Genomic DNA, 18,230 nt, shown 5'->3' with positions numbered 1-18,230 from the left:
GAGGGTAGGTTGTTGCCAGGTAATGCTAACTAAGTAAAACTTAGCTTAGCAATATTCCGCGATAGCTCAACGGTGGAGCACTCGGCTGTTAACCGATAGGTTGGAGGTTCGAATCCTCTTCGCGGAGCCATTTTTATTAAAAATATGAAAAGCTATATAAGAAGAATTACAATTAAAATTCTTTTTATATAGCTTTTTATTTTGTCTTTATTTTCAAATTTATATAAAACAACTAAAAAAATTTCAAATTCTATAAACTTTTTACAATATTTAACGATAACTGTATAGAAAAGATAAAATATGAAAAGCAAATTTTTAATCAAATTATCAGCAGATATACATTAACTACAGGTAATAGAATTGGAAGCAGAAGTGTGGAAAAAAATTTTTCACCAACTTCAATAAGTTGTCCAGGAAATAATGTCTATTCTGGTATAACTTCCATGAATTTAAGTAATGATTCATCAATACCTAATAGTGCTATGATAAGATCTATCACTGTTGAAGGACAGGGAGTTTCTACAGGAAACACATTTGCTGAAATAAAATCTTCAAAATTAGGATGGACAAAGGCAAGATTAATTTCAAATAGTGCAAACTTTATAGGATATAAATATTCTGACCAAATTAAGGTTAAAGATAAATGGGAATTAAAGTATGTTTCTTCAGCATTAGCCAAAACAAAATGGTCAAATTTAAAAGCATCAATTAGCTATGATTATGATAAAACAGAGGATTGGGATTAATACAGATTTATGCTTAATTAACAATATTAAAAAATGTAAATAAATCATAAAGGTTTATCGGTATTAGAAAATATGTTGATAAACCTTTATTTAGATATTATATTAGAATTTATTTTAGGAGATTAAAATGAATAGGATAAATGATTTAAATGATATAAATACCTTGTCAAGTATAATGTGGATGAGAAATGCTCGAAAAATAAATAATGGAAGAAATGTAAACAATACAAATATTGTAAGTAGAACAATGCAAGAACTTGTATTTTCTAAAGGAGAACAATTTAATAACGTATACAATGCTCAAGGAAATAGTCTTTATGATGAACGAAACATACTTAAAATTAAAGAAAAAACTCCTTGGTATGGTAATTTCGGAGAAAAAGGTCTTAAACCTCTAAGTCCTGATTATGAGACAACGGTTAAAAAGGATAGAGAAAATCTTAATAATGAATTAAATAAATTGTTTAAAGAAAATGGAATAACTTTTGAAGAAGGAGAAAAATTTTCAATTGAATTAGATTCTTTAAAAAATCTAAAAATAAAGGGTTTGAAAGATGATAAAAAAGCAGAAAAAATAAAAAATCTTATAGAAAATTCAAAATGTACTGTAACTAGTAATGGTAAAACTTTTAAGAAAAAGATGATTGGTGAAATATATGATACTATGTACTCAGCACGGAATTTAAATGGAGAAATAACTCACCAAGGATATGCTAAAAATGAAGCAGATAATTTTATACATGAATATTTTGGTCAAAGCATAAAAGACTTATCCTATGATAAAAGCAGTGGAAAATACCTAGGCGCAAATAGTGAATTGCAAAAGGTTTTAGATGGAGATTATAGTAATCTTATTGAAGCATGGTTAGGTAAAGCAAGAAAAAATAATCCAGAGTACAATGGAGGATCAGGAACTTGTATAATGTTAACAAAACCAATTATAGAAAATTTAAAAGAGATAGTTAAAAATGGACAAAATAGTATACCAGACTTTAACTTCTCAATAAATTTTGAAAATGGGAAATTAGATGATGGAAGATTATAAAGTAATAGTAAATTATTGGATAGATCATTATAAATAATTTTAAATATAAGAAAGTGCAGAAAGCATTAATTAATTAGTTTTCTGCATTTTCTTAATTTGATAAATATTATAATGAATTGGTGAATCTTATGTGATATTAATAGATGCAATTTGAAGATATCTAATAAATTCATATACTGAAAATGACGAAATCAAGATAAATTTATTTTAATGTATGATAAGCATAAATTTCAAGTTTATACGATATATTAAGGGTTTGAATCCTCTTCGCGGAGTCACTTCATTTTACCTTTCGCTTTAAAGTTTTTCCATCACAAACAAATACGATAGTTCCATCTTTATCAGTTCGATATAGTGTTATATTTCTATTTTTTAGTTCTTTTAATATATTCTTGCTTGGATGACCATAATCATTTCCAAGTCCGCAAGAGGCAATAGCTATCTTAGGATTAACTTCATCTAAAAATTTTGGAGTAGAAGAGGTTTTGCTTCCATGATGGCCTAATTTTAGTATATGACATCTTATATCATAACCAGAAGATACGATTTCATTTTCAATCTCCTTCTCAGCATCACCAGTAAATAAAAATGAGAAGTTTTTATATTGAAGCTTTGCTACTAAAGAATAATTATTCAAATTTTTATAGTCACTTTTATTAGGAGAAATAAAGGATAAAGAAGTATATTCATCTAGATTTACTACCATAGGAGAAGTTATAGGAAGAATTTTCAAATCATTTCTTTTTAAGCTTTTTATTAGATTATAAAAGCAAGTAGTGTTTGCAGTGACTTTTGGAGCATAAAAATTTTTAATTTTGAAAGTATTTATAACTTCTGGTAATGCACCAATATGATCTTCATGTGGATGAGTGGCTATAATATAATCTAAGGATTTGACTTGTTGGCTTTTTAAATATTTAATAAGTGCTTTAGAATTACTTTCTGTGCCTCCATCAATTAGAATATTCTTATTGTTAACTTGAATTAATATTCCATCACCTTGCCCTACGTCAATATAATGAATTATAGCCTTATCATTATAAGGAATATAATCTATATACACTTTATAGGATATAGTAAATATTGAAATTACAATTGATATTAAAATAGATAAATTAACAAATTTATTTTTCATTTATTCCTCCTACAGGTTAATTATTAAAATTATAGACCAATTAATAAGTTTATAAACTAAGAAAGTATTTTCAGTATTTTTCAATATAGTTTCTTTATTAACTATACTTTTAAATGGATAATATTATTGATATAATAGTTATGATTAAACATAAGGACGGTGATAAAATGAGAAAATTCTTTTTTGTAGCAAAGTCCGCAATATATATTTTTTTTACAATGTTTTTGCGACCAAAGTTTGAAAGAATTAAAAAGAAGTCTAGAGAAGAAAGTGAAAAGTTTATATATAATCATGCAAAAAAATGGGCAAGATTTACTATGAAAGCATCTAAATTAAAAGTTAAGGTAATTGGTAAAGAAAATTTACTTAATGAGACTTGTCTTTATGTGGCAAATCATCAGAGTATCGTAGATATTCCATTAGTAATTGATTGTATTGATAGGCCATTAGGTGCTGTAGGGAAAAAAGAATTAGAAAATGTACCATTAGTATCTTATTGGGCTAAAAATATACGATGTGTATTTTTAGATAGAGATAATCCAAGGGAGGGATTAAAAGCTATTCTTGAAGCTACAGAAAATCTTAAGGATGGACATTCTATGCTAATTTTTCCTGAAGGAACGAGAAGTAGAGATGGTAAGTTAAATGAATTTAAAAAAGGAAGCCTTAAATTGGCTACAAGAGCTAATGTGCCAATTGTTCCAATTACTATAGATGGAACATATAAGGTATTAGAGGGAAGTAAAAAGGCTAAAAAAAGTGATTTAGATTGTAAAATAGTAATTCATAAGCCAATATACCCTAAAGAATTATCTAAGGAAGATCAAAGTAACTTAGCTCAAATATGTAAAGATATTGTTGAGAATGGATTTAATATGTAAAAAATGCTACTTAGAGTTTCTAAGTAGCATTTTTAATAAGTAAAAAAGTTTTATTGATGATGGAGAATTTTAAATATCGTAGAATTAATATAGTGTTATTGTTTAGTTATACTGTTAATACTATAGATTTTAACCTACTCATAGCTTCTATACTATATTTAATACCTTGGGTACCCATACCAGAAGCTTTTACTCCAGAAAATGGAAAATGGTCTGGTCCTCTTTCGGATTTATTATTAATTTGTACTGCTCCCACTTCAAGTTTATTTGCAACATAAAAGGCATCATTTATATTCATAGTAAATACAGAAGATTGTAATCCATATTGAGAACGGTTAGCTATATCTATAGCCTCTTCCATAGATTTTACGCGAATTACAGGAAGTACAGGACCAAAAGGTTCTTCCCAGGCAATTCTCATATCTGTGGTTACATAGTCAAAAAGTGTAGGATATAGCAAATTCCCTTCACGTTTATTTCCAATAAGTAATTTAGCTCCTTTATCAATAGCATCTTTCATAAGTTCTTCAACAAAATCACCAGATTTAGTATCAATAAGAGGAGTTACTGCACAATTATCCTTCGGATGGCCTACCTTTAAATTCTTAACATTATCTAAAAGCTTTTCTACTAATTTATCAGCTATTTCTTCCACCACTAATACTCTTTTTATGGCAGTGCATCTCTGACCAGCATAACTATAAGCTCCTGATACTATTTCTCTTGCTGCATCATCTAAGTCAGCATCCTTTAATACTATTGCAGCATCTTTTCCACCAAGTTCCATTATCATCGGTACCATTCCAGCAATTTCAGCAATATGCTTACCAACATTAGTAGAGCCAGTGAAATTTATAAAATTTATTTCTGCTCTAGTAACTAAATAATCACCAATTTCAGAACTTTTACCAGTAACGGTATTTAGTACTCCATTAGGAAGACCGGCTTCTTGAAATACCTTTGCTAGATATAGTGCACTAATTGCACCTTGAGTAGGTGGCTTTAATATAACACTATTTCCAGCAACTAGAGCAGGAGCTATTTTTGCTGCGGATAGATTTATAGGATAATTGAAAGGTGAAATTGCTAATACTATTCCAAGAGGAACTCTTGTAGCAAAAGACATTTTATTTTTCTTAAATCCAGGAAAATTATCAGCACCAATAGCTTCACCTTCAAGATTTTTACCTGCATCTGCAGTATATCTAATAAAAGCTGCAGTTCTTATAATTTCAGATATACAGGACTTTTTATCTTTTGCAATTTCCCACATGAGTACTTCTGCCATTTCTTCTACTTGTTCTTCTAATATTGTTGCAGCTTTATGAAGTATAGCAGCTCTTTCACTAACAGGAACTTCTCCCCAAGATATTTGTGCTTCTTTTGAATTTTTTATATATACATCTACATCATCTTTTGTCATAGCAGGAATAGTACCTACAAAAGAATTATCCACAGGGGAATAGATATCAATAGTGTCTTTAGATGTTACCCAACCACCATCATATAAATTACAGAAATGATTGTCTTTCTTTATACATTCAAACAAAAATATCACCTCATAACATTTAGATATAATTAGTATTATCAATTAATAGCTAAATTATAAAATAAATATTAAGAGCATTTTTATATTTGAAAGTTACTATAAATAAAAATGTAATATCAGAAGTTATATTAAAGCATCAATATGGGAATTCAATGTAAAAACTTAAAATATACTTAAAAAATGAAATTTCTATAAAAATAACTTAATAGCTTAAAAATTAAGGATTAATAATTTAAAAATTATTGTTGACTTTGTTCAGTGAGAAGCAATTCCAAAATATTAATTTTTTTCTCAATTTTTGAATTCTCTTTTTTAATACAATTGATTTTATCCTCAAGATTCTCTGTTTTATTTTTAAGACACTTTAAATCATTTAATAATTCCTTATTTATATTTTGTTTTTTATCAATAGTAGGTTCAAACATTTTTTTAATGGTACTTTGTTTGTTGAAATTGAACACTATGTTATTGTAAACTCTATATATGGATTTAGAAATTCTCCTAACTATTATTAATAGTTGAGTTGATAAGAAATCAATAATTTCTTGAAGTTTTTTCATAAGCTTCACCTCACTAATATTTTATATAAAGAACTTATAGAAAGGCAAGGTAAACTATGAAAAATAGTAAAAGATATTTAGAAAAAATTAATAAATATATATTGGAATTAGATAATGAAAAAGAAAAACTGGAAATTGAAATAAAGAAAGAAAAACAAGTAATAGATGAAAAAGAGGAACTTTATAAAAAACTAGATAAAAAAGGGGATGACCTTAAAGGCAAATATGAATTATTAAAAAGTTTTTTAATAAATAGAGGACTAATTTTTGAAGTAGAAAATAAATATGATTTAACTCAGTGGGACAATCTATATTTAGAAAGACTTTCTTCAAATTATGCTATTAAAAATAAAAAAGGAGATACTATAAAATTTATAGAGGAAGATATAAATGATATTTTCGATGAAATATTAAATAGTAATATTTCTGTTAGTATTTTAGTTATAAGAGAAAATATAAAAACTGTTACTATTCAACTTAGATTCATCAAAAATGAATAATTTTATCTTCTAATTCATCTGTTTTTATTGGATTTTTTGAAAGTAGTGCAGAAACACAGGTAATGTAATTAGATGCTTCATCATTGCTCCATTGAATTTCTTCATTTAATGAATACTTTAATAAACATGATACATCTATAGATAGGGCTTCTAAAGAGTACCTTAGTTTTTCAGGATTTATACATTCTTTGCCCTTAGTTTTTTCACAAGGATCACAGTAAAGACATCTGCCAGATACTATAGCTAAAGAATGTTTATAACACTCCTCAATCTTTAACAGTATATTATCTAAGTAAAGTCTACCGGAGAAATATAAAGTATTAAAGTTTTTCCCCATATCATCCTTATAATCCTTAACTTCAGGTATTATATTTAGAAGATTGTTATAATATTCATCCATTGTGCTTTTACATATATCTCTTATATAAATTTTCGAGTGTATTAAATATACATAATTATAATTTTTTAAAAGTTCTAATTCGTTAAAATTAAATTCAGGACAAGACCAAACGGTACCATATTTTTTACATTGCTTACAATATCCTTTTATCAATTTAGGATTATGGAATTTAATCAATTCTTCTATAGTTAATTCTTTAAATCTATAGTTTATATATTTTTTTATACTCATATTATCCCCCTAGCATATAAGAAATAATAAAAAAGCTGAAATAATTCAGCTTTTTTATAAAGGTTATATTTTAACGTTAAACGTCATCGCGATCTCTGTCTCTTCCCAAGAATGAAAGAGCATATAATCCACAAATACCAACTATTGCATAAATAATGCGACTAAATTGGCTTATTGAACCAAAAGTACCTGAACCGGCAAACAGTGCAGCTATTAAATCAAACCGAAATAGTCCGACTAATCCCCAGTTTACTGCGCCTACTATAACAAGTATTAGTACGATTGTGTCTAGTGTTCTCATATAACACATCTCCTTTTTCTAAAATATTTACATTTCTTATTATTTACAACTATTGATAATTTATAACAATAAGAAAAAATATTTTAACAAAATGAAGATAATTTATAAAAAATTAATAATTATTCTATAGTATCTCACATAAATTTTAACATAAAGTAAATATAATTTTAAGTATAAATTTAAATAAAATCTATTAATTGGTGAGGGGATATTATATAATGTTATTAACTGTTTAAAAATAACATAACAAGAAGTGAGGGATAAAAGTGGAAACATTTAAGCTTATTTTAGGAATTTTACTTTTTTCTATTGTAGCATTGATTGCTTATGGAGTACTTAGAACATATGTATTAGATAAGATTAAAGTGAATAAATGGATTATATTAATAATAGCCTTAGCTGTATTTATAGTACCAACATTACTTTGGCCAACAATGCCTAGCTACGTTGCTAGATATATAATTCCAGGAATTTTTGTAATTTTATTTTTATGGTTTATGGATTTGTCAGGGTTCTTAAAACATTATGATAAACCACAAGATAAATCATATAATCAATATAATAAAAGTAATAATACAGTTATTAAACCTAAAGCAAAACCAAACAGAGTTAATAAAAAGAAATAAAATTAAGAAATAGTAAAATAAGTAAGATAAACTTTTCTCTAAAAGTCTATCTTACTTATTTTATTTAATAAAAGAAGGAGTTTTAAAGAAAAAGAAGAATTTAGTTAAATATATCTTAAGTTTAATAATATAAATTAGCTATAGTTATATGGCATTTAAGGATGGGGGCATATTATGGCAACTTGGATAGCACATTTAAGAGTAGCAGAAAAAATTTTGGAGAAAAAACTAAAGGTAAATGATGAGTGTTTTACTGTAGGAAATATAGGACCGGATAGTGGAGTACCTAATGAGGATTGGTCTTCTTTTAATCCATCTAAGGTCATTACTCATTGGATGGAAGATGGAAAAAATATTAATGCAGAAGGATTTTATACTAAATACTTAAAAGATTATGAGAAAAATAATTTAAGCAATAAATTCTCTTTCTATTTAGGTTATTATGTACATCTTTTAACAGATATATGTTGGCAAAAAAATTATGATGATAAAAAGGCTACAAAATTATATAGAGAAGGATTAGAAAAAGACAAAAATTTTATATGGATTATTAAAAAAGATTGGTATGGACTTGATTATTTATTTTTAGATAAAAATCCAAATAGTTTGTTTTTTACAATTTTTAAAAATGTAACAGAAGTTGAAGATTATTTAGAATACTTCCCAAAAGGAGCTTTTACAAAGCAAGTAAAATACATAAAAGAATTTTATCTAGGAGAAAATAATGAAACAAAAGAAAATTTTATATATTTAACAGAAAATGAAATGAATGATTTTGTAGTTAAATGTATTCAATATATAATAAATGATTTAAGGTCTAAAGGTTTCTATCTGGAAGATTAATAGGTACTAAGATTTATTGGTCGTAACAAAGATTGAAAAATATTAACATATTAACTAAATAAAAAGAGTTTTCATATACTAATAATATATAAGTATTTAGGAGTGGTATATTGAAAACTCTTATATTATTTTATTCTTTAGACGGATTATTAAAAAATTTATCCAAAACTATGAAAGAAGAGATAAATGGAGATCTATTACAGCTAAAAGACGTAAAAAATAATACTGGCATCTATGATAAAGCTCCATATAAAAGTTTTATAGAAGATAATCTTAACTTAGAAACTTTAAGAGAAGATATAAAATCCTATGAATTAATTGTATTAGCAGTACCTAATTGGTTTTATAAATTACCTATAGGATTAAAAAGAAATACTTTAGGAAATATCTTGTCCGGCAAAAAAATAGCTTTGTTTACATTAGGAAAAGATTTAAAAAATATACGAGATAAAAATGAGCTATTTTTTGATAGTGATATATTAGGAGAGATGAATTTAGATATAATTGAAGCAAAAGATAAAGATGGAATTAATAAATGTAAAATTTGGGTTAAAAAAATGTATGAAAAGGGAATTGATAAAACAATGTATACTTAAGATAAAGTAGTTTATTTAAATATAGGTAGTAAGCAGGAACATTTCATATAGATATTGTTTAAACTGACATATTTGATATAATAAATACTAGATTAAATTATATCTTTTTATTAAAATTATAATATGAAATATAAGTGTTATATGATTTCCTAAAAATATTGTAAAATTATCTTAATATGATACAATTTATATTAAGTTAATTTTTATCAATAAGTTATAGATTTTATTCAATGAAAGACTGAGTAAGTTGCATTATACTGTAGATTATAAAGCAACTATAAAATTAAAACATTTTATTAAATTTTATAGATAAGCTACAGTTATTTCTGTAGCTTTTTAAGTTAAAGCATAAAGATATAATTTGTGAATAAAATTTATAGTAGATTTTAAATTTTAAATTTTGAGATGAAGTTTTATAAAATTAAGATTAAGTGTTTCTCTATGATAATAGATTATAAAAAATAAAGGAACAATTAGCTATATATTTAAATTCTAAGAAAAGGAGAGATAATTATGAGTTTTTATGTTTATAATACAATGACGAGAAATAAAGACGAGTTCATGTCTATAAAGCCTAATAAGGTAGGAATGTATACTTGTGGACCTACAGTGTATAATTATGCTCATATAGGAAACTTAAGAACTTACATATTTGAAGATGTTTTAAAAAAATCATTAGAGTATGTGGGATACAAAGTAAAACATGTAATGAATGTAACGGATGTTGGACATCTTCAATCTGATGGCGATGAAGGTGAAGATAAAATGGCTCTTGGTGCATCGAGAGAAAAGAAAACAGTTTGGGAAATCGCTAAATTTTATGAGGATGCTTTTTTTGAAGATTGCAATAAGTTAAATATAAAAAGACCAAATGTTGTATGTAGAGCAACAGAACATATAGATGATATGATTAAATTTATTCAAGGGCTTGAAGAAAAAGGATATACATATCAAGCTAATGGAAATATGTATTTTGAAATAGAAAAATTTAAAGATTATACAAAACTTGCTGATTTAAGTATTGACGAATTAGAAGCAGGTAGTAGAATAGAAGTTGACCCAAATAAAAAAAATCCATTAGATTTCGTCCTTTGGTTTACAAATTCTAAATTTACCAATCAAATAATGCAATGGGATTCTCCATGGGGAAGAGGTTTTCCAGGATGGCATTTAGAGTGCTCTGCTATGTCCATGAAGTATTTAGGCGATAGAATTGATATACATTGTGGAGGAATAGATCATATACCAGTACATCATACAAATGAGATAGCTCAATCAGAAGCTTACAGTGGTCAAAAATGGGTAAATTATTGGATACATGGAGAGTTTTTAGTACTTGATGGTGGGAAAATGTCTAAATCAAGTGGAGAATTTTTAACTTTAAAGAGATTAGAAGATAAAGGATTTTCACCTTTAGATTATAGATATTTTTGCTTACAGTCAAGATATAGAAAGCAGCTAGTATTTAGTTTTGAAAGTTTAGAAGATGCAAAAAAATCTTTTAAAGCTCTTAAAAAGAGAATATCCTTAATATTAGAGAATATAATTGAAAGTGAGTCAATAGATAAAGGAAAAATAGATTCATATAAAGAAAATTTTAAAGCTCATATAAGTGATGATTTAAATATAGCAAATGCCTTTACAGTATTATTGGATGTGTTAAAAGATAATCAGCTTAACAATAAAGAAAAAGCGACGTTAATAGAAGAGTTTGATAAAGTATTATCTCTAGATTTAATGAAGATTGAAAAAGATTTATCTAATGTAGATGAAGAACTAATAAATAGATTGATTGATGAAAGAAATCAAGCTAGAAAAGCTAAGGATTATTCAAAGGCTGATGAAATAAGAAATCAACTTTTAAACATGAATATTGAAATATTAGACAACAAAGAAGGTACAACTTGGAAAGTGAAATAAAAATAAATAGATAATCTTGATAGAGTTAGATTACTAAAATTTTAGTAATTTAACTCTATATATTAATTATGGAAGTTTTTTAAATAAGTGTAATTTTTATTATAGATTTATTCACTAAATTATTAAATTATAGAAGGAACAGTGATGAAAGTATGAAAAGGTTGTTACATTTAGGATTGGATGTTGGTTCAACAACAGTTAAATTAGTGATTTTAGATGAAAATTTTCAAATAATATACAGTAAATATGAAAGGCATTTTTCAGATATTAAAAGTACTATATTTAATTTAATAAATGATGCCTATAGTTCTTTTCCAAAGGAGAGGATTACTGTAAATGTAACAGGTTCAGGAGGATTGTCTGTATCTAATTGGTTAAATATACCTTTTGTCCAAGAAGTTATTGCATGTAGTAAAACTATAGAAACCTTTGCTGATGATGTTGATGTAGCTATTGAGCTAGGCGGAGAAGATGCAAAAATAACTTATTTTAAAGATGGAATGGAACAAAGAATGAATGGAACCTGTGCAGGGGGAACTGGTGCGTTTATAGACCAAATGTCCTCACTATTAAAAACAGATGCAGCGGGGTTAAATGAATTAGCTAAGGATTACAAAACTATTCATCCTATTGCTGCAAGATGTGGAGTATTTGCAAAGTCAGATATCCAGCCATTGATAAATGAAGGGGCATTAAAAGAAGATATAGCAGCTTCTATATTTCAATCTGTTGTCAATCAAACTATTAGTGGACTTGCTTGTGGAAGACCCATAAGAGGAAAGGTAGCTTTCTTAGGTGGTCCATTATATTTCTTGTCAGAGCTTAGAAAAAGGTTTGTGGAGACTTTGAATATTAAGCCAGAAGATATTGTTTTCCCAGAGAACTCTCAATTATTTGTAGCCATGGGATGTGCTATATTATCAGTAAAAAGTGAGCATATTACATTTAAAGAGTTATATGACAAACTAGAACTTTTAAAATATTGTGAAGGTCAAGAAGTACAGAGATTATCGCCACTATTTAAGAGCCAAGAGGAATTAGAAGAGTTTAAAAATAGGCATAATTCTTTTAAGGTAAGTTCAAAAGATCTCAATAGCTATAAAGGAAAATGTTATTTAGGTATAGATGCAGGTTCAACTACCACTAAAATAGCATTGATTGATGAATATAAAAACTTACTATACTCTTATTATGGAAGCAATGAAGGTAATCCTCTAAAGCTTATTAAGAGTGCATTATTAGATTTGTATAACAAAATACCTGAAGGAGCAGAAATTGTAAACTCTACTGTAACAGGCTATGGCGAAGCACTAATTAAAGCAGCATTAAAGATTGATATAGGGGAAATAGAAACGGTAGCACATTATAAAGCGGCAGAACATTTTTTACCTAATGTAGATTTTATATTAGATATTGGTGGACAAGATATGAAATGCTTAAGGGTAAAAGATGGAGTTATTAATTCAGTGACCCTTAATGAAGCCTGTTCAGCTGGATGCGGCTCTTTTATCCAAAACTTTGCTCAATCTTTAAATATGACTGTAGAGGGTTTTGCTAAAGAGGCATTACTTGCTGAAAACCCCGTAGATTTAGGTTCAAGATGTACTGTTTTTATGAATTCTAGAGTAAAGCAAGCTCAAAAGGAAGGAGCAACGGTAGGAGATATTTCTAGTGGACTTTCTTATTCAGTTATTAAAAATGCTTTATTTAAAGTTATAAAGATTAGAAATCCTAAAGAGATGGGAAAAAATATTATAGTTCAAGGTGGAACTTTTTATAATGATGCAGTGCTTAGAAGCTTTGAATTGATTTCAGGTAGAGAAGTAGTTAGACCAGATATAGCAGGACTTATGGGAGCTTTTGGTTGTGCGTTAATATCGAAAGAAAGATATGTAGAAGGTAAAAATTCTACTATTCTTCAAAAAGAAAACTTAAGCAATTTTAAATCATCATCAACTATGAAAAGATGTGGCCTTTGCAGTAATAATTGCTTATTAACAGTAAATGGTTTTTCTGATGGAAGGGAATTTATACTAGGAAATAGATGTGAACGAGGACTAGGATTGGAAATAAAAAAAGATACAGTACCTAATCTATATGAGTATAAATATAAGCGAATGTTCTCTTATAAGCCATTGAAAAAAGAAGATGCAATAAGAGGAACAGTTGGAATACCTAGAGTTTTAAATATGTATGAGAACTATGGATTTTGGTTTACTTTCTTTACGAAATTAGGATTTAGGGTAGAGTTGTCACCTAGAAGCTCCAAGTTAATTTATGAAAAAGGAATTGAAACCATACCTTCTGAATCAGCATGTTATCCTGCAAAGCTTAGTCATGGACATATAGTTAGTCTAGTAGAAAAAGATGTAGATTTTATATTTTATCCATCTGTAGTTTATGAACAAAAGGAACAAGAAGAAGCTACAAATCAATATAACTGTCCTATAGTTATATCTTATTCAGAGGTTATTAGAACTAATATTGACCTCTTAAAAGAGAAAAAAGTACCTTTCTTAAATCCTTTTATATCTCTTCATAATAGAGAGGCTTTAGTAGTAAGGATGGAAGATACACTAAAACAGTATAAAATATCTAAACGTGAGATAAAAGAAGCATTAAATTTAGCTTTTATAGAAGATGAGAGTATAAAAAGAGATTTAAGAGCGAAAGGTGAAGAAACTCTAAAATATCTAAAGGAAAGCGGTAAAAAAGGTATTGTACTTGCAGGAAGACCTTATCATATAGATCCAGAAATTAACCATGGTTTAGACAAGCTTATTACTAGCTTTGATATGGCAGTGTTAACAGAGGATTCTATTGCCCATTTAGGGGAAGTAGAACGACCTTTAAGAGTGGTTGATCAATGGATGTATCATTCAAGATTATATGCTGCTGCTAGTTATGTTGCTAAGGAGAAAAATCTTGAGTTAGTACAATTAAACTCCTTTGGATGCGGATTAGATTCGGTTACTACAGATCAAGTCCAAGAGATTTTAGAAAATAATAATAAGATTTATACAGTACTAAAGATTGATGAAGTAAATAATTTAGGTTCAGCAAGGATTAGAATACGTTCTCTAAAAGCTGCTATTAATGAAAGAGATAAAAAGGGAGTAATTCCTATAAAAATTATTGATCAAAGTCCAAGAGTAATATTTACTAAAGAGATGAGAAAAACTCATACTATATTAGCACCTCAGATGTCTCCTATCCATTTTCAATTTTTAGGTCCTGCTTTTTCTTCAGAGGGATATAATTTTGAAATATTAGAAAAGGCTGATGATAGAGTTGTTGAGGAAGGTTTAAGATATGTAAATAATGATGCCTGTTATCCATCTATACTAGTTGCTGGGCAATTTATAGATGCATTAAAATCTGGAAAGTATGATTTAAATAATACTTCTATTGTAATAACTCAAACTGGTGGAGGATGTAGAGCTACAAATTATATAGCTTTTTTAAGAAAGGCACTAAAAGATGCAGGATTTGAAAATATACCAGTTATATCTTTAAATGCAGTTGGACTTGAATCTAATCCAGGATTTAAATTTACATTAGCATTATTAAAAAAGGCAGTTATGGGAATTTTATATGGAGATTTACTCATGAGAGTTTTATATAGGGTAAGACCATATGAAGAAAGACAAGGTTCAGCTAATGAACTTTACAATAGGTATGTAGGTATATGTATAGAAGCTGTACAAAGAGGAAATTTCAAAGAGTTTAAAAAAATAGTTAATAATATTGTAGAAGATTTCGATAATTTAAAGATTAAAAATGTTAGAAAACCTAGGGTAGGACTTGTAGGTGAGATATTAGTAAAATTTCATCCAGATGCTAATAACTATATAGTTGATATTATTGAATCAGAAGGCTGTGAAGCAGTAATGCCAGATTTAATGGACTTTTTCTTATATACTATAAAAGACTCAGAATTGAAAAGTAAATATTTGGGATTTAGTAAAAAAGATAAATATTTAGCTAGAGTTGAAGAAATGTATATAGAATTTTATAGAAAGCCAATGAAAGAAGCGCTGGAGAATAGTAAAAGATTTAATCCACCTAAAAGCATATCTCATTTAGCTGAATTAGCTGAAAATGTATTATCACTTTGCAATCAAACCGGTGAAGGGTGGTTTTTAACAGCAGAGATGATTGAACTTATCGAAAGTGGAGCTAAAAACATTGTTTGTATGCAGCCTTTTGCTTGTTTACCTAACCATGTAACTGGTAAGGGCATGATAAAAGAGCTTAGAAGACAATATCCTCAGTCTAATATTGTAGCTGTAGACTATGATCCTGGTGCTAGCGAAGTAAATCAGTTAAATAGAATAAAACTTATGCTATCTGTTGCCTTTAAAGAATTGGAAGAAGATATGGTAGTAGAAAAAGCACTAAAAGAAGTTGCTGCTTCTAATGAAAAGAAAAAATAATAAAAATCACCATCAAAATTATAATTTTGATGGTGATTTTTATTATTTTTAAACAAGGATTTTTATCAAATAAAATTAAAAATGTTCTCCATTTTCATAGTACTTACATTCTTCAAGGGGAATAAATATAATATCTACATCATCATATCCCATAGAATAAACATAGTTTGTAATTATCTTAGCTACATCATCTTGGACTTCTTGTCCTCTATCAAACCAAGAAACTTCAACTATAGGGTATCCACTTACTGTTTCACCGTCTTTTATAAATACAGATTCTATAGCTTCAAGTGTAAAATAATCTCTTGGACATCCTATTAGTAATTGTAACTCATCAATTAAATCTCTACTAATAGAAACTATTTTTTTAGGTTCAATAGCTCTAAATCTTAATAATGGCATAATATTTCTCCTTAAATTACATAATTTTTATTAATAATTAATAAAAGTATAATTCTTTTATCAATAAAGTTCTAGTAAAAATATTATAAAAATTATTCTTAAAACTCCAAAAGCTTTGAGGTTGGAGTTTTAACCATAATTTTTCATCTTTAATTCTTAATTCTTAGAAAAGAATTTTTGTTATGGAAATTAAAATCATGTATAAGTTAAATTTCCATTAAGGAGTCTTATATTTAAACTCTCTATATTTTTAAGCTTTAATTTAAAAAACTTTTAACTTGCCTTTATATTTTATAATTTCTAAGATTTTGACAATCTAATGTAATAGGGTGAATTAAATTAATTGTTGGATATATGTCTACAATAAATAACTTTTTAATATAAAAATACAAATAAATCTTTATTGCATTGTATTTTAAACATTGTGTAGAGGAATAATAAAGGAAATAGGTGTCAATATTAGTGATGTAGTTGTAAAAAAATGTAATTAAATATTTTTTGAAAACTACATAATATATGTAATTTTTTGAAAAGTGTGTGATAACATATAGGTAAAAAATGGAAAAAGGTAAGGGGGAGTACCAATGAAAAGAGTAGTTTCTATTAGCTTGTTAGTAGTGTTGACAATGATAAATATCCTATTTAACTTTAATAAGGATAATGAATTTAGTAAAAAAGTAAATGCATTAGAAAAAACACAAATGGAAAAAATAGAAGTGAATTTTAAAGAGGAAAAGATCTTAGGTGAAACTATTGATATTAATCTTAGGATCCCTAGATTAGTAGGGCTTATAAATAAAGATTTTGAAAATAAACTTAATGGACAAATACTAGAGAGTATAATTAAATTTAAGAATAATACAGAAGAATTAAGCATTATAGACCATAAATATGCCAAAGAAAATAGATATGATATTCCTAAATATAATTGTACTGTTGATTACAAAGTAAACTATATAAGTAATAATTTAGTAAGTTTAACTTTACAATTTATTAAATTTACAGGTGGAACATATGCTATTGAAGAAAATATAACTTATAATGTGGATATAAATAAAGGAAAGATATTAAATTTAGATGATATCTTTTATGAAAAAGATAATTATGTAGAAATAATCAATAGAAATATTAAGGAAGAATTAAAAGAAAAAGAAAATATATACTTTGTTGATAAGTTTGTTACTGTAAATGAAAATACTAAATTTTATATAGAACAAAATAATATAGTAGTATATTTCAATATGAATGAAATTTCTCCGTACGTTATAGGAATACCAGAATTTAAAATACCATTAAATAACTTTAGTTTACAAATGGAATTATAAAATATAGGTAATTATATTTTATAATATAATTCTTCAGCTTGAAAAATGTTATATATAGTTAAAAAAATGAATAAATATATTGTATCAATATATAATAGGTGGTTATAATGTCAAGATGTGAATTAACTCCTGAAGAATTATCACTGTTATTACTAGCAATATCAATAGAGTTGTCAAGGGGATTAACAGTAGAACAACAAGTTGCTCTTGGAAATATATTTTTTTCTTTAGGGCAAAATATTTTTTTGATTAGCTCGGTGTTAGCTTTAAAACAAAAATCTAATGAGAATTCATCAAAAAATAATGGAAATAATAATATAGATATAGAATCAGAAATAAAAGCTTTAAAGAAAAAAATCAAAGAATTAGAAAATAAGACATAGAAAGAATAAAATAAGTTTTAAATATAAAATAATATATTTAAAATAAAAGCTAGCCATAAGGCTAGTTTTTATTTTATGAATAAAACAGTTCCAGGCGTGTCAATGTATATAATTTAGAGAAATATTAAATAATATTAAGATATAATAAAATAAATTTAAATATTTAGCGGTATAAGCGGTTCATTTATTATTATAAACTGATAATATTATTTTTGTCGTCAAGGACAAGACATACGAGTGTAATTTAAGAAATTAAAAACAGTATGAAATAATATCTTGACATATGAAAAGTTGTATGATAGTATTTAGAAGCTATTTAATAACAATTCAAACTTGGTCTTTGAAAATTAA

At 26.7% G+C, this 18,230-nt stretch carries 17 protein-coding genes and 1 tRNA gene; 12 read left to right on the top strand and 6 right to left on the bottom strand.

Going from position 1 to position 18,230, the window contains the following annotated elements; all coding sequences use genetic code 11:
• The first annotated feature begins 55 nt into the window (after window positions 1–55).
• The 3 genes from B3603_RS19520 to B3603_RS19510 all read left to right on the top strand — a co-directional run bounded on the left by B3603_RS19520 (window position 56) and on the right by B3603_RS19510 (window position 1,791).
• Window positions 56–130 (top strand) — tRNA-Asn (locus B3603_RS19520).
• A 244-nt stretch (window positions 131–374) separates the two neighbouring features.
• Complete coding sequence (locus B3603_RS19515; RefSeq protein WP_291568054.1) at window positions 375–746, top strand: hypothetical protein; 372 nt, start codon at window positions 375–377, stop codon at window positions 744–746.
• A 127-nt stretch (window positions 747–873) separates the two neighbouring features.
• Window positions 874–1,791, top strand: coding sequence for a hypothetical protein (locus B3603_RS19510; RefSeq protein ID WP_291568052.1), 918 nt, complete (start codon window positions 874–876; stop codon window positions 1,789–1,791).
• Window positions 1,792–2,071: 280 nt separating this feature from the next.
• Here B3603_RS19510 and B3603_RS19505 read toward each other — a convergent pair whose 3' ends face one another.
• Window positions 2,072–2,926, bottom strand: a complete 855-nt coding sequence (locus B3603_RS19505; protein WP_291568049.1) for a ComEC/Rec2 family competence protein — start codon at window positions 2,924–2,926, stop codon at window positions 2,072–2,074.
• 140 nt (window positions 2,927–3,066) lie between these two features.
• Between B3603_RS19505 and B3603_RS19500 the strand changes: the two genes are divergently transcribed.
• On the top strand, window positions 3,067–3,807 hold the full coding sequence (locus tag B3603_RS19500; RefSeq protein WP_291568047.1) for a lysophospholipid acyltransferase family protein: 741 nt from the start codon (window positions 3,067–3,069) through the stop codon (window positions 3,805–3,807).
• A gap of 106 nt (window positions 3,808–3,913) precedes the next feature.
• Here the strand turns inward: B3603_RS19500 and B3603_RS19495 are convergent, their stop codons facing one another.
• Together B3603_RS19495 and B3603_RS19490 are read right to left on the bottom strand one after the other, a co-directional pair.
• Entirely contained in the window at window positions 3,914–5,356 is a 1,443-nt protein-coding gene (locus B3603_RS19495; RefSeq protein ID WP_291568045.1) for an NADP-dependent glyceraldehyde-3-phosphate dehydrogenase, read from the bottom strand.
• A 239-nt stretch (window positions 5,357–5,595) separates the two neighbouring features.
• On the bottom strand, window positions 5,596–5,916 hold the full coding sequence (locus tag B3603_RS19490; protein ID WP_291568043.1) for a hypothetical protein: 321 nt from the start codon (window positions 5,914–5,916) through the stop codon (window positions 5,596–5,598).
• A 56-nt stretch (window positions 5,917–5,972) separates the two neighbouring features.
• On the opposite strand from B3603_RS19490, the gene B3603_RS19485 reads away from it, so the two are divergent.
• Complete coding sequence (locus B3603_RS19485; protein ID WP_291568042.1) at window positions 5,973–6,416, top strand: hypothetical protein; 444 nt, start codon at window positions 5,973–5,975, stop codon at window positions 6,414–6,416.
• Here the strand turns inward: B3603_RS19485 and B3603_RS19480 are convergent.
• Both B3603_RS19480 and B3603_RS19475 read right to left on the bottom strand, forming a co-directional pair.
• Window positions 6,403–7,047, bottom strand: a complete 645-nt coding sequence (locus B3603_RS19480; RefSeq protein ID WP_291568040.1) for a DUF2284 domain-containing protein — start codon at window positions 7,045–7,047, stop codon at window positions 6,403–6,405. The genes B3603_RS19485 and B3603_RS19480 overlap by 14 nt on opposite strands.
• Window positions 7,048–7,123: 76 nt before the next feature.
• Complete coding sequence (locus B3603_RS19475; RefSeq protein WP_291568038.1) at window positions 7,124–7,348, bottom strand: DUF378 domain-containing protein; 225 nt, start codon at window positions 7,346–7,348, stop codon at window positions 7,124–7,126.
• Between the two features lie 266 nt (window positions 7,349–7,614).
• Here B3603_RS19475 and B3603_RS19470 point away from each other — a divergent pair, with 266 nt between their 5' ends.
• From B3603_RS19470 to B3603_RS19450, 5 genes are all read left to right on the top strand, one after another.
• Window positions 7,615–7,974, top strand: coding sequence for a hypothetical protein (locus B3603_RS19470; protein ID WP_291568036.1), 360 nt, complete (start codon window positions 7,615–7,617; stop codon window positions 7,972–7,974).
• Window positions 7,975–8,148: 174 nt separating this feature from the next.
• On the top strand, window positions 8,149–8,817 hold the full coding sequence (locus tag B3603_RS19465; RefSeq protein WP_291568034.1) for a zinc dependent phospholipase C family protein: 669 nt from the start codon (window positions 8,149–8,151) through the stop codon (window positions 8,815–8,817).
• 110 nt (window positions 8,818–8,927) lie between these two features.
• Window positions 8,928–9,413: a flavodoxin family protein gene (locus tag B3603_RS19460; protein ID WP_291568032.1), complete on the top strand. Its 486-nt coding sequence runs from the start codon at window positions 8,928–8,930 to the stop codon at window positions 9,411–9,413.
• Window positions 9,414–9,926: 513 nt separating this feature from the next.
• The gene (gene cysS, locus B3603_RS19455; RefSeq protein ID WP_291568030.1) at window positions 9,927–11,333 is read left to right on the top strand and encodes a cysteine--tRNA ligase; all 1,407 of its coding nucleotides are present in this window, start codon (window positions 9,927–9,929) and stop codon (window positions 11,331–11,333) included.
• 152 nt (window positions 11,334–11,485) lie between these two features.
• The gene (locus tag B3603_RS19450; protein ID WP_291568028.1) at window positions 11,486–15,769 is read left to right on the top strand and encodes a 2-hydroxyacyl-CoA dehydratase; all 4,284 of its coding nucleotides are present in this window, start codon (window positions 11,486–11,488) and stop codon (window positions 15,767–15,769) included.
• A gap of 75 nt (window positions 15,770–15,844) precedes the next feature.
• Here B3603_RS19450 and B3603_RS19445 read toward each other — a convergent pair whose 3' ends face one another.
• Complete coding sequence (locus B3603_RS19445) at window positions 15,845–16,171, bottom strand: DUF1904 domain-containing protein (RefSeq protein WP_291568027.1); 327 nt, start codon at window positions 16,169–16,171, stop codon at window positions 15,845–15,847.
• Window positions 16,172–16,755: 584 nt separating this feature from the next.
• Between B3603_RS19445 and B3603_RS19440 the strand changes: the two genes are divergently transcribed.
• Both B3603_RS19440 and B3603_RS19435 read left to right on the top strand, forming a co-directional pair.
• A complete protein-coding gene (locus B3603_RS19440) occupies window positions 16,756–17,496 on the top strand; it encodes a DUF3298 and DUF4163 domain-containing protein (RefSeq protein ID WP_291568025.1) in 741 nt (246 codons plus the stop codon).
• Between the two features lie 107 nt (window positions 17,497–17,603).
• On the top strand, window positions 17,604–17,879 hold the full coding sequence (locus B3603_RS19435; protein ID WP_291568023.1) for a hypothetical protein: 276 nt from the start codon (window positions 17,604–17,606) through the stop codon (window positions 17,877–17,879).
• The last annotated feature ends 351 nt before the right edge of the window (window positions 17,880–18,230 follow it).

This window comes from Clostridium sp. UBA2485 (assembly GCF_002341865.1).
In the GTDB taxonomy this organism is placed as follows: domain Bacteria; phylum Bacillota; class Clostridia; order Clostridiales; family Clostridiaceae; genus Clostridium_J.
Note: the sequence above shows the minus strand (reverse complement) of the source record. Positions and strands in the feature narration are given on the sequence as shown.

Bases quoted from the DNA above. Each gene is read 5' to 3' on its own strand.
- B3603_RS19485 (WP_291568042.1), top strand. From the start codon at position 5,973: ATGAAAAATAGTAAAAGATATTTAGAAAAAATTAATAAATATATATTG.
- B3603_RS19510 (WP_291568052.1), top strand. From the start codon at position 874: ATGAATAGGATAAATGATTTAAATGATATAAATACCTTGTCAAGTATA.
- B3603_RS19450 (WP_291568028.1), top strand. From the start codon at position 11,486: ATGAAAAGGTTGTTACATTTAGGATTGGATGTTGGTTCAACAACAGTT.
- B3603_RS19440 (WP_291568025.1), top strand. From the start codon at position 16,756: ATGAAAAGAGTAGTTTCTATTAGCTTGTTAGTAGTGTTGACAATGATA.
- B3603_RS19475 (WP_291568038.1), bottom strand. From the start codon at position 7,348: ATGAGAACACTAGACACAATCGTACTAATACTTGTTATAGTAGGCGCA.
- B3603_RS19445 (WP_291568027.1), bottom strand. From the start codon at position 16,171: ATGCCATTATTAAGATTTAGAGCTATTGAACCTAAAAAAATAGTTTCT.
- cysS (WP_291568030.1), top strand. From the start codon at position 9,927: ATGAGTTTTTATGTTTATAATACAATGACGAGAAATAAAGACGAGTTC.
- B3603_RS19505 (WP_291568049.1), bottom strand. From the start codon at position 2,926: ATGAAAAATAAATTTGTTAATTTATCTATTTTAATATCAATTGTAATT.
- B3603_RS19480 (WP_291568040.1), bottom strand. From the start codon at position 7,047: ATGAGTATAAAAAAATATATAAACTATAGATTTAAAGAATTAACTATA.
- B3603_RS19435 (WP_291568023.1), top strand. From the start codon at position 17,604: ATGTCAAGATGTGAATTAACTCCTGAAGAATTATCACTGTTATTACTA.
- B3603_RS19490 (WP_291568043.1), bottom strand. From the start codon at position 5,916: ATGAAAAAACTTCAAGAAATTATTGATTTCTTATCAACTCAACTATTA.
- B3603_RS19500 (WP_291568047.1), top strand. From the start codon at position 3,067: ATGATTAAACATAAGGACGGTGATAAAATGAGAAAATTCTTTTTTGTA.
- B3603_RS19465 (WP_291568034.1), top strand. From the start codon at position 8,149: ATGGCAACTTGGATAGCACATTTAAGAGTAGCAGAAAAAATTTTGGAG.